The sequence below is a fragment of the Bacillus thuringiensis genome, from assembly GCF_001455345.1.
Classification (GTDB): domain Bacteria; phylum Bacillota; class Bacilli; order Bacillales; family Bacillaceae_G; genus Bacillus_A; species Bacillus_A thuringiensis_N.
Genome location: NZ_CP013274.1, coordinates 2252828 through 2265562, shown reverse-complemented (window position 1 = coordinate 2265562; position 12735 = coordinate 2252828). Strand labels below are relative to the sequence as shown.

Here is a 12735-nt window from a genome sequence, read left to right as displayed (position 1 = left end):
TGTAGTGTCTTACTGATTTTTCATTCCATAACCATTTACAAAAAACGTTATTGTTTCTAGTTCATCTTCATTTAATTCTCTATCTATGTCTCGTTTATACGCTTCCTTTATCTTCCCTTCATCGCCTTTATGTATTTCCGTATAAGTTCCTACTGTTTTTAGTAAACACATTTCTTGTAAAAACTCATCCCGATTTATAGCTGTCCCATGAGAAAGGATATAGGTTTCAGCATCAAATTCCTCCAACTCTTCTATTAATTTAAACGTTCGTTTCGTCGTATAGTTCCATTTTGAAGAAAAAATGTCTGCATATATACAGTCTCCTAAAAATAAAATCTTTTCTTCCTTCACGTAAATAACAACCGAATCATGTGCATGATCTCCGCCGACATGTTTTAACACACATGTCACTTCACCAAGGTCTAATTCAATTTGATCCTGGAACGTTAAGGTCGGAGGAATAATTTTAATATTTCTCTCTTTTTCTTCAAACTCTTTTTTGATGCAATCCGCACAAAATGCAATTTCAGTACCTTCTTTTACGCGTGCATCCAACGCATCATCTGTCCATTCATAAGATACTAGTGACTGCATTTCTTTTTTCGTTTCAGCATGCGCAATTGACAATGCATCTTGTAGTACAGATAATCCAAAAATATGATCCCAATGCCAATGCGTTAGTGCTACGAAATCAGGATTTGATACATTTTGTTCTTTTAACATTTCTAAAAATAATTGTGCATGTTCTTCTGAATTCCCTGCATCGATCATTAAAGTTTTTTCTTTTCCAACAACCATTCCTAATATAGGTCTATCTGTTTCAGAAACAGGTGTCATATACCAAAATGAGTTTCCTATTTTTTTAATTTGTTGCATCATTTGTTCCTCCATTTACTATTACTCTCTTGAATTATTATCTGTAGAACCTTTATCAAGCACATAGCGTGAATTTATATTGCTTTCTTTAAAACGTAATAACTTTTTCTATCCATATAAATAAGTATCCCAATCATAGTCTTCAATCTTATAAAAACTACCTTTATCATTTCTTTCATATGCACATAAAGGTGGTTCCTCAAGAAATTTCAAAATAGTATCATCTATATTCAATATGAATCCAATTGAAATAATTTGAAAGTTTTTAGGATCATTCACATAGTCATCACTTTCATAGCCACTTAATATTGACCAACCAGAATCACCTTCTCCTCTTGAATCCTCTTTAAGCATAAAGTTAAATTCTCTTTATTCAAGTACATCATTACTAACAATTACTTTCGTATCAAAGTAAAAATCCCAATCTTTTGAAGGTGTATCGTTATATTCCGTATCACATATATTTTCAATTCCAAATGAAATTTTATCACCTATTTTTAAATCTAAGCGATATGGTTCATTGCTCAGTTCCCCTACAAACTTCTTCTCATTTCTTTCAATGATTTCAACCCACATTCTTTCACCATTAAATCCATCTTCTTCCTCATTTTTAGATACAAAAATTAGCTTTACCAAATCTCCAACCTTTAATTTCTCCAAAACTTCTGAGCTAGGAAGATAGAATGTATAGGGCGCTTCTTTATTTAATTCATAAACATTATCTAAGTACCAAGTCATTTTCCCCTCTCCTTAAAGGCTTTTCACATTCATATTTTTAAAATAATACTATTTTTTCTTCCGACAAACTACTACCATAGAATAGCAACCTTTCCCTAACTCATTGCCTTCCCAATCATTATATATATGTAATAATTCAAAACCATTCGCCACTAATAATCTTTCTAACTCCTGCGGGTACGTATAACGAAGATCTATCGTTGTTTTTATTTCCTCTACTAGCGTATTCTCCTCATAAAACCTTCTTGTTGTTATGTAGTGCTGTATTTGTGGAATTGAATCGTATGTCATTTCAGTATATAAATCACATTTTCTTCCCTTTTCATCACTAATAGTTGTCCAATATTCTTCTGTAGATGGCTGTATTAATTCTTCTTTTGAAGGAAAACGTGTATCGAATATGAATATACCATTTTCAGCTAATACGTGATGAATAGATGTTAATAACTGATCTTGATCTGTATTCGTAAGGAAATGCTGGAATCCGTGCCCCACCATAAATGCTAACGGAATTGTTTCATTCATGCTTAATTGTAAACAGTCTTGTTGTAACCATTTTACCTTCTTACAACCCGTAGTTTTTGTCTTTGCTTCAGCAAGCATGCCTTCATGTATATCTACACCAATCATTTGATATCCATTTTCTATAAATGGAATTGTAACTCTTCCTGTACCACAGGCAAGATCTAGAATCCATTCATTTTGTATATTTAGTTTTTGTGCCCATGATAGTAAAAACGGAAAATCTGATAAACTTTTATTTTCTATATCATATCGTTTTGGATTTTCATATTCCGATAGACTTCATTTTGTTTGCAAACTTATTCCCCATTTCATATTTCCACTTAAATTTAATATATAAATTATAAAGAATTATTAGTTTTTTCTCTATAATCAAACACAATTACTTGGACTAATCTAACTTTCCTTTTCGTAAGCTAAAAATAAGGTGGAAGAATCGGAGTGTGATACTATGGAACGATTATGGATTCCAATGATAGTTACATTTTTTTCATTTGGCGGCTTATTATTAGGCGGTGCTGTTGGCATTGCTACCCGCCAGCTAATTGAAGAAAAAATGCATCGTTTATATGCATTATGTGGCGGAATTTTACTTGGGCTTTTATCCCTTGAAATTATTCCTGAAACATTTTCAAGCTATGAAATGATTGGACCTATACTTGGTATAGCTATCGGTATTTTAATTATGAGCTTATTAGATAACTATTGTCACCATCCAATGATACATAAAAAAGATCAACAAGCTTGGCAAACCTTCCTTTTTCTGTCTTTCGCTATATTTATTCATAATATACCGAGTGGATTTGCACTAGGTACAGCTTTTATTAATCATGCTGACTCTGCCATACCTTTTTTAATAGCAATCGTCGTTCACCATATTCCAGAAGGATTAGCTTTAATTATTCCATTTCTCTTTACAAAACATAAATATATTTCCTTTTTATTAACGACTTTATTACTTTCTCTTATTCTCGGTACTGGCACAGTTTTTGGCATTTTGATGGAAGGAAAAGCTCTTCACCTGCAAGGCCTCATTATGGGAAGTGCTATCGGTTCACTTGGCTATGTAACGATTCATGAAATGCTTTGGAAAGCTAAGAAACAGCTCTCTTTCCTTACATTTCTAATGTGGGCAACTAGTGGTTTTTTACTAATAACAGTGTTCACTTTATTCGCTGGTCATCATTAAAGTTGCTAAAGTGAAACTTTTGTTCCTCCCACACTGATTCTTGGATTACAAATAACCAGATAAATTTCTTACTTGTATATTTTTCCTTTTTATTCAAAACATAATGTTATCTACCTATTATAAGGAGGAACAATTATGTTTGGGAAAACAGCCGGTGAAGCATTAGTTGATTTATTAATTGATTGGGGAGTAGAGCACATATACGGTATGCCTGGAGATTCCATCAATTCTATCATTGAAGCTTTAAGAAAAAAACAAGATAAAATTAAATTCATTCAAGTTCGCCATGAAGAAGCTGGTGCATTAGCAGCGGCTGCCTATGCGAAATTAACAGGAAAACTCGGCGTTTGTATGGCAATTGCAGGACCCGGTGCTATTCATTTATTAAATGGTTTATATGATGCGAAACTCGATAAAGCCCCTGTTCTAGCAATTTCAGGTCAAGTAGAAACCGATTTACTTGGAACGGACTTTTTCCAAGAAGTAAATTTAGAAAGAATGTTTGATGATGTTGCGGTTTATAACCAGCGTATTATGTCAGCAGAGCAACTACCTGCTGTCGTGAATCAAGCAATTCGAATGGCTTATACAAAAAAAGGTGTATCCGTTCTTACAATTCCAGATGATGTCCCGAAATTCGAAGTAAAAAATGATGCCCGTGTTACAAATACTTCTTTTACTTTGCCTGAGTTGTTTCCACAAAAAGAAGATTTAGATGCAGCGAAACTCGCAATAAATGAAGCGAAAAGGCCTGTGATTTTAGCTGGAAAAGGAACAAAACATGCGAGAGAATCTTTACTTGCATTGGCAGAATATATTGGTGCTCCAATCGTACTTACATTACCAGCTAAAGGAATTATTCCTGATGAACACCCTCTTTGTATTGGTGGATTAGGATTAATTGGAACGAAACCTTCTTATGAAGCAATGAAGCATGCAGATACTTTAATTATGGTCGGTACTTCTTATCCGTTCACCGGCTTCTTACCTGAAAAAGCAAAAACAATTCATATCGATACAGATCCTGCCCAAATCGGGAAACGTTATGCGACAGATATTGGTTTAGCTGGTGATGCTGATAAAACATTACGATGGTTAATTGAAAATGTTGAAGAACACACAGACCATTCCTTCTTAGAACATCACCAAGAAATGATGAAAAAGTGGGAAGAAAAATTACACGATCAAGAAGAAGACTCTTCCATTCCAATTAAACCACAACGCGTTATGCATGCTCTGCAGCAAGTAGCACATGATGACGCAATTCTATCAGTCGATGTCGGAAATGTAACAGTATGGACCGCAAGGCACTTCCGTATGACAAACCAGCAATTTGTCATTTCTAGCTGGCTCGCAACACTTGGTTGCGGTTTACCTGGTGCTCTTGCTGGAAAAATTGCATTCCCGGATAAACAAGTATTTGCAGTTTGTGGTGATGGCGGATTTGGAATGACGATGAATGACTTCGTAACAGCTGTAAAATATAAATTACCAATCGTTGTCGTCGTATTAAACAATAATAAAATTGCGATGATTAAATTCGAGCAAGAAGTTATGGGTAATATCGAATTCGAAACAGACTTAACGAACCCAGATTTCGCAAAATATGCAGAGGCGTGTGGAGGTATTGGATACCGTGTTGAGAATTTAGATGAACTACTTCCCGCTTTCGAAAATGCAGTAAAACAAAATAAACCATGTATTATTGATGTAGTTGTAGATGCTAACGAAGCACCAATGCCAGCAAAAATCACATTTGGTCAAGCCGCTGGTTATACGAAGCATATGATAAAAGAATTATTTGAAGAAGGTAAGATTGATTTACCTCCACTTTAAGCGAAAAAAGATAGCTGAAAACGATTTGTCTTCAGCTATCTTTCTTTATTTTTGTATCTCTCTATAGAAAGAAAAATCATTCACAGTATGTTGTACTTGTTTCTCTTCCTTTACTTCTTTATCCTTGCTCTTAGGTATTTTTACATTTCCTAGTTTAATCGCATCTTGCATACTATTACTAACTAGATTTCCCGCTAATATAGTCATGCTATAAAAAGCAATCGGTATAAGTACAATCCATGTATGTGTAGTTAAATGGCGGAAGTTTTGACCAATTAGGCCCGTCCATTCTTTCGTTACACTATCTGGATCCATTCCACTGAAGGTTATTGTTCCACCAAAAAATAATTGCAACAAACCAAGGTGTAAAAGAAGTAAGAGAGTACTCACAAATTGTTGGGCAACTAATAAAAGAAACGGCGGTAACATATGCGGCCATATATGGCGCTTCAACCTCTGCCACTTACTTCCGCCGAGCACAGTAGCTGCCAACATAAATTCTTCTTTCTTTATACGTTTTACTTCTTGCGCTACATACAACATAACCGTTGGTACCGCAAGAAATACAAGAATTATAATTTGAAATGCCACACGCAAATATAACGGCACAACTTCTGCTCCACTATCAAACGTTAAAACTTCATTTAACATAAAATAAGAAATCATAACCATCGGTACAATACTAAAAGGATCAAAAAAAGATGAAATAACTGGAAAAGAACGTTTACCATACATACCAAGAAGTAAACCAATTCCCCCTCCAACTATAACTCGTAAAATCGCTATAATGATACTCGCTCCAACTGTCCATTTCGCGCCTTCTATTATTAATTGAACAAGGTCGCGGCCTTTCACATCACTTCCAAACCAAAATTTACTTGATGGTGAAAATGGAGCTGCCTCTAGTTCCCCTTTTTCGTTATACATCATCGTAAGTTCACGAATATTCCCATCAAAAAACACCGTATATCCAATACTAACAATCATTAGTACACTCAAAAAAGTAATACCTATCCAAAATCTTACATCTCTTTTTACAACTTGCCACATGTTACACATGCTCCTTTATAACATTTTGTAAAAGCGTATGTAATATACGAAATAGTATAAAAAGCGGTACGTATAATATTACTAGACTCACTGTAAATATTTCTAATTTAGAATTTTCTTTTACGAAAACAAACATACCATATGTATTAAATATCCATTCAATAATATATAAATTGGAAAGCATAAATAAAATATTTGTTTTCGCGTAATAAATTGTCGTTAATAAAACATTTCTTGAAATATGATGTGTCAAAATATACCGTAAGCTTAGCCCTTTACTCTTGGCAAATAAACTATAATCTTTCTCTAATTCTTCTTTAAACCGTAATAACAACAGTTTAATAAACAATAATGTTGTTGGTATTGTAAGACATATAATTGGTAACAAACGTATCCTTTCTTCCCCTAATCCAGCCAGTTTGACCGGCATAAATCCTGTTTTTTGAAACATAATTACGACAAGAAGTTGCGATAATAAAATAAGTAAAATATCCGGTATACTCTCAAGCGTAAGAAAAACCCCGTTCCACATTTTCTGTTTCATATGAGAACGCTGCAATACCCAAACGACAAGTATATACGCTATAAGCAAAGATAGTAAAAACGCTGATAGAAATACAATCATCGTTTCAAAATAATGAATCCATATTTGCGGAAATAATTTTCTTGAGTCTCGAAATCCATAGGTAATTTCACCCGGTTGAAGTATCTTCCCTCCAAGAAAGACAATCGTGTTCCAAAAACCGATTAAATCAATTTGCAATCCCTTAAATAAACGCGGTAGCGCACCTAGACAGATTATACATAAAATTGCAGCTACTAGTTGTAAACAAGTAATCCCACACCACTTAACCATTCTCATCAACATAACGATTTCCCCTTACCGTTCGATAAAATATTCAGAAACAGAAACAAAAACTAAATATATCACATCTCTTTAGCTACAGCATGTACTTGCTTTTGCCCACTTGGTAGAATTGCTTGATATAAACATGTAACAAATAATAATAAACCAAATAAAATAATATACAATGTATCTGCACGAATCCATTTTGGGAATAACATTGCTATCGCACCGAGAGATAAAAGCTGGAATCCTGTCGTTAATGGACTAAGCAAGCTTTGTACACGTCCCATGAATGACTCTTCTACAATTTCATACATCCAGCCCATGATTGCAACATTAATAAACGGTAAAAAGAAAGTCGCAAAAGCAATACATACATAAAAAGACCATACGTGATTTACAAAGTAACACATACCGAAGAAGATCCCTGAACCTGCCATACCAAATACAATAATAGGTTTAGGAGCATATTTCTTACCTATACTTGTTGCTACTATGCTTCCAATTAGTAATGAAATCCCTCCAACTACACCGCCCACCATTGCTAAACTTTCATACGTTGTTGGTGCTAATTTGTATTTTAATATGTAAGTAGTAGATACGCTTAAAATACCATTTAATAAGCCAAATACGATAAATCCTAATAGTAATTTTTTTAAAGTTTCATTTAGGTATATATACCTAATTCCTTCTTTAAACTCTGTTATTAACATCTTCAAATTAACTTCTTTCCATTTTGTTCTCCCATTTGGTAAACGAACTTTTTCTGGAATGGAGATCGTTTGAATCAAAATACCACTCATAATAAAAGTGAGCGTATTTACTAAAATGCTCCCGTAAATTCCAAAAGTCCAGTACACCATCGTTGCAATTCCTACACCAAACAAAGCATACAAACTATTTACCATTTGATTCATACCCGCTGCTGCACCGTATTGGTCTGATTCAACTACTCCCTGTATCATCGACTGTTCTGATGGAGAGAAAAATTGTATACATGCATTTTCTAAAAATAAAAATATAAAGACTAGTATAATTATCCCGTAATAAAGCGAAATTAGGATTCCAATATTACAGAGCGAACAACATATGTTACTTACCGTACAAATACGTTGTCTATCAAAACGATCCACTACTGTCCCTACTAATAGAAAAAAGATTAATGCAGGTAACGCAATCATAATTTGTGTCATCGTTGCGTAAACTGGTTGTTTTCCGTATTGATCTAACAAGTAAAACATTAAAGAAATTCCAGCAATCATAGAACCAAGTCGTTCTAAAATATTCGCTAGAAAAAAACGTGCATACACTTTGTTGCGAAATAACTGTAGCATTTCTTTCATACTTCGTATCCTTTCTCTCGACAAAATAGTATTATTTTAGTCATTTCTCGGAAGTTATATTATATTTTTCGACCATTATCCAATCTTTTCCTCCTATATAGAGAACATTATAAAAAAGGCTCTTGTTTTTTTATACAAGAGTCTTTTTTATTTAACTTCGCTTTTTTTTATGATATATCTCGCTCACTTTTTTAATTCTCTATAATTCGGATACACTTTATTTATTTTGCGAATGTATCGCACATCCACTCATAAAACTTTTCCTTCTCTTCAAATTGCGGATAATGCGCGGATTTTTCAAAAGTAATAAATTCTTTTTGATCTGCTTCAATCGTATCAAAATATGTTTTTGCTGCATGAGATGAAGTGTTATAGTCATATTTCCCCATAAGGAAATAAAACGGTAGCTTCAGTTTCGTCACCTTAGTAGGCAATGGATTCTTTAAATCCTTTTCTAATAAGATTGTTTGAGATTTTGATAATCCAACGTTATAACGAATTACGTCAAACAAGTTATATTCATTACTGAGTAACATCCCGATGTTATCACCGTCTGGATTTTCAATGCGTCTTGATGTTCCACCATATTTCGCAACATAATTTCGCGGAGTGTATGTATCGCCATTTTTAATTTTTTCAGTCAATCCATTTAAATAGGAAACCTCATCTGTATTCCGAGCATTTTGTGCCTGTTCAATCACATAGTTTAAACTATCCATTTCACTTTCTACTGTATCACTCATTTGCCCGATGCCAACATACGCTTCGTATTTTTCAGGTGCTTTATTAGCAGCTTGCATTCCAATATATGTACCGTAAGAATGACCAATTAATATTACCTTTTCTTTTCCCATACGTTTTGAAATATACTCTGTCATAGCTAATACATCCTCTACAAGAAGATCTGATGTAAGATTTGAATAGTCCTCAAAGAAATGATACGATTTCCCGCTTCCTCTTTGATCATAATTAACTACAGTGAATTTCTCTTCCAATAATTTTTGATACTTTTGAGCATATGGTATTTCTGAAGAACCAGGTCCACCATGTACAAAAATAATAACTGGATTGTTCTTATCTTTGCCGCGTATCATTATTTCATGCCCACTCCCATTTATCTCTACTTGCTCTAATATACTTATACTGTTTTTCCCTTTTATTTGCGAGGTCCATGTAGGCAATACTAGCGCTACCATTAGTGTTAGTGTAGTTATGACTCCAATAAATGTTATTAATTTTTTTATCTTCTTCATATGATGTATCCTTTCTTATAAATTTGTAAAAATAACAATTTAATTCTATAAAACTACATTATTAATATCCCATACACTTCTTAACATTCCGCTATATAAACTCTTAATATTTTCTTAATTTTCAATACATTAATCATAGAAAAACTTGATCACAGGTATTACAAATATAGAAAAAAAGCCCTTGTTTTCAAACAAGGACTCTTTTCATAAACTATTTCGCTACTTCTTCTTTCGGCATTACCATACCTTTATAAAGTTGAACTGTTATCCAGTAATAGATGAAATAAATGACTAAGAATATCCCGATTGGCACCCACACTTTTACAAATGGATCAACTAATATAAAGCTAAATAAGTTAAGCCCTACTAACACGTGGGAAATTCCAATGATTGCTGGGAAGATAAATAAATATGAAATTTCTTTATAAATACTTTTCGTTAACATACTACGTCTCACACCGATTTTTCGTAACATTTCATAACGGCGTACATCACGAGAAGCACCTGTTAATATTTTGAACATAAGCGAACTAGCCATCATTGCTAAAAATGCAATTCCGAGGAAAAATCCCATAAACATTGTTCCGCTCATGAAACTGTTCATAAATTGATAAATTGTCATTTTCGTAAACAAGTCTACTTTTGTACCTGTTGTTTTTTCAATTTGTTCTTTTTGTCTCTTATCTATTTCGATCAACAACGGTTTATACTTTTTCATATCATCTACTTTTGCTAATGTTACATTGTGTTCTGTTCCTTGAATTCCTTTATAATGCGCTTCATCTGCAATTCTTACAGGTTTTCCGTTAAATTGATTATGTGTAATTTGTATCTCTCTTACAATTGCATCTTCCCAATCTCTCGGCATACGAGGGAATTTTGCTAATTCAGGGGCCTCTAAAGCAGAATATACAGGTTCAGTTAAAGGTTCAGTCACACGTTTACGAACAGGCTCTTTTAAAGTTTTTGTATCAAAGTGGTCTGAAACAAGTGGCGGTTTCGCAGTTAAGTCGTTACGTAAGTAATAAACCGCTTCTCCATCTACTTTATATTTGTACTTGCTTTCTTCAACAATTTCCATTTCTTTTAAGGCAGCTGTATCTTGTTCATTCGGATCATGAATTACGACATCATACACACGTGAGAAGTCTGTCATAATACCTACATTTTTTTGAAACGCCATACCTGCTGTCATCGCACCTGCTCCTAATGCAATTAACATTGCTACAGTACCTAATACTCTCGATAAACTATTTACTCGAAAGCGTAGCTGTGCATATGTAAAACTATTTAAGCCCGTTTCATTTCGTCTTTTATTCCCTTTAATTTTCATCACAAAAAATGGGAGTAATGAACTAAAGATAAAATATGTTCCAAGTGTTGTAACGATTGTCGCTATTATAAAACCGAGTTCAGCAAACGTTTTTATATTTACCATAAAATAGTATCCTGTACTTACTAGTAATACACCCAGTACAGTCATTATAATAATGCGAGTTTTACTTTTCTTCACTTCATCTAGTGTTTCATCTTCACGTATTAATTCTAATTCTGTTTTACGTAATAAACGGATACTATTCATTAAACCAGTAATAAAAAATAATATTAAAAAGAATATAGCTGTAACTATGATTGCTGGTGTATATACAGATGAATAACTACCCTTTGCTGAAATTTCCATACCATTCATTAAAAAGTTTCCTGCTACACTCGCAAGTAACATCCCTACTAAAATTCCTATAATAATACTGACAATACCCATACCGAATGTTTCAATAAATAATAATTGTGCCACTTTTTTCTTTTTCGCACCAAGCATCATGTACATACCGAGTTCTTTTCTTCTTAATGTGAGTAAGAAAGAATTGGCATATATAATATAAAATACAGTAATGAAAGATAATAGTATTGCACCTACCCAGAATACGAGTCTTATACTACTAATAAGACTATTATCTTTCGTAAATTCACTATTCATCGCCATCGTTTGGAACATGTAAAAAATACTAATACTAATAACGAGACCGATAAGTAAAACCATATAATCTTTTAACATTTTTTTCATACTATGACGGGATAATTTGAATAACATAGTTTCGCCCCCCTACTTAGACTCAGCAGCTGAGCCCATATGAGCGAGCACACCTAAAATGTCTTGATAGAAACTTTCTCGCGTTCCTTGACGCTTTAATTCTTTATATAAAAGACCATCTTGAATAAATAAAATACGTTCACAATAACTCGCACTAAATGCATCGTGCGTAACCATCAAAATACTTACATTATGATTTTCATGTAAATCTTGCATCGCTTCTAATAAACTTTTTGCATTTTTACTATCAAGCGCTCCTGTCGGTTCATCAGCTAATACGATTGCTGGATTATGTACTAACGCTCGTGCTGCCGCTGTTCTTTGCTTTTGTCCACCAGAAACAGCAGTTGGATATTTTGTTAAAATTTCAGTAATTCCTAATTTCTTCGCCACCTCATTTACCTTTCCAGTAATCTCACTTGAAGGTACACCTTGCAGAGAAAGTGGTAAAGCAATATTTTCATAAATTGATAAGTTTTCTAGTAAGTTAAAATCTTGAAAGATGAACCCTAATTTTTGAGATCGAAAATCTGATAATGCATTCCCCTTCATAGAAGTAATATTTGTACCAGCTATTGTCACACTGCCACCCGTAGCTTGATCTAATGTACTAATCACATTCAGTAAAGTCGTTTTTCCAGATCCAGAAGGACCCATAATCCCGACAAATTCACCTTCTTTAATACTTAATGACACACCCCTTAATGCCTTTGACTGATTCTCATTTCTTTTCCCATACGTTTTTTCTACACTTTCTACAGTAACTACATTTGTTGACATTTCTTTCACTCCATCCCTTTTGTATAAATTTAATTTCTCACATATTTCTTATCTTTTTCTCATGTAAATCCTTAAGAATTTTTTAATTATTCATTCAAGTAGAGTTCTACAGGTTACATGAACCTATTTCCTACTTCATATTCTCATTTTTCTACAACTCATTCCTTCGATTTCGCTTACATTTACCTTACATTTTTGTAAGGTAAAAA

Annotated in this window: 10 protein-coding genes and 1 pseudogene; 2 read left to right on the top strand and 9 right to left on the bottom strand. The window is 33.4% G+C overall.

Translation table 11 applies throughout. The features are described from left to right. Nucleotides 1–9: 9 nt before the first annotated feature. From ATN06_RS11825 to ATN06_RS11815, 3 genes and pseudogenes are all read right to left on the bottom strand, one after another. A complete protein-coding gene (locus ATN06_RS11825; protein ID WP_060630792.1) occupies nucleotides 10–876 on the bottom strand; it encodes an MBL fold metallo-hydrolase in 867 nt (288 codons plus the stop codon). A gap of 108 nt (nucleotides 877–984) precedes the next feature. Next, a pseudogene (locus ATN06_RS11820) lies at nucleotides 985–1614 on the bottom strand (immunity protein Imm33 domain-containing protein). 48 nt (nucleotides 1615–1662) lie between these two features. Further along, the gene (locus tag ATN06_RS11815; protein ID WP_234415837.1) at nucleotides 1663–2382 is read right to left on the bottom strand and encodes a class I SAM-dependent methyltransferase; all 720 of its coding nucleotides are present in this window, start codon (nucleotides 2380–2382) and stop codon (nucleotides 1663–1665) included. A 205-nt stretch (nucleotides 2383–2587) separates the two neighbouring features. Between ATN06_RS11815 and ATN06_RS11810 the strand changes: the two genes are divergently transcribed. Both ATN06_RS11810 and ATN06_RS11805 read left to right on the top strand, forming a co-directional pair. Next, entirely contained in the window at nucleotides 2588–3325 is a 738-nt protein-coding gene (locus tag ATN06_RS11810) for a ZIP family metal transporter (protein WP_060630791.1), read from the top strand. 135 nt (nucleotides 3326–3460) lie between these two features. Continuing rightward, complete coding sequence (locus ATN06_RS11805; protein ID WP_060630790.1) at nucleotides 3461–5161, top strand: pyruvate oxidase; 1701 nt, start codon at nucleotides 3461–3463, stop codon at nucleotides 5159–5161. A gap of 45 nt (nucleotides 5162–5206) precedes the next feature. On the opposite strand, the gene ATN06_RS11800 is transcribed toward ATN06_RS11805, so the two are convergent. The 6 genes from ATN06_RS11800 to ATN06_RS11775 all read right to left on the bottom strand — a co-directional run bounded on the left by ATN06_RS11800 (nucleotide 5207) and on the right by ATN06_RS11775 (nucleotide 12526). Further along, nucleotides 5207–6211, bottom strand: coding sequence for an ABC transporter permease subunit (locus ATN06_RS11800; RefSeq protein ID WP_060630789.1), 1005 nt, complete (start codon nucleotides 6209–6211; stop codon nucleotides 5207–5209). A 1-nt stretch (nucleotide 6212) separates the two neighbouring features. Next, entirely contained in the window at nucleotides 6213–7079 is an 867-nt protein-coding gene (locus ATN06_RS11795) for an ABC transporter permease subunit (protein WP_060630788.1), read from the bottom strand. Nucleotides 7080–7138: 59 nt separating this feature from the next. Continuing rightward, nucleotides 7139–8410 carry an MFS transporter gene (locus tag ATN06_RS11790; protein ID WP_254904402.1) on the bottom strand — a complete coding sequence of 424 codons (1272 nt, stop codon included), beginning with the start codon at nucleotides 8408–8410 and terminating at the stop codon, nucleotides 7139–7141. 212 nt (nucleotides 8411–8622) lie between these two features. Then, nucleotides 8623–9654: an alpha/beta fold hydrolase gene (locus tag ATN06_RS11785; RefSeq protein WP_060630786.1), complete on the bottom strand. Its 1032-nt coding sequence runs from the start codon at nucleotides 9652–9654 to the stop codon at nucleotides 8623–8625. A 211-nt stretch (nucleotides 9655–9865) separates the two neighbouring features. Further along, the gene (locus ATN06_RS11780; protein WP_060630785.1) at nucleotides 9866–11746 is read right to left on the bottom strand and encodes an FtsX-like permease family protein; all 1881 of its coding nucleotides are present in this window, start codon (nucleotides 11744–11746) and stop codon (nucleotides 9866–9868) included. Between the two features lie 12 nt (nucleotides 11747–11758). Next, complete coding sequence (locus tag ATN06_RS11775; RefSeq protein WP_000106430.1) at nucleotides 11759–12526, bottom strand: ABC transporter ATP-binding protein; 768 nt, start codon at nucleotides 12524–12526, stop codon at nucleotides 11759–11761. Nucleotides 12527–12735: the final 209 nt, after the last annotated feature.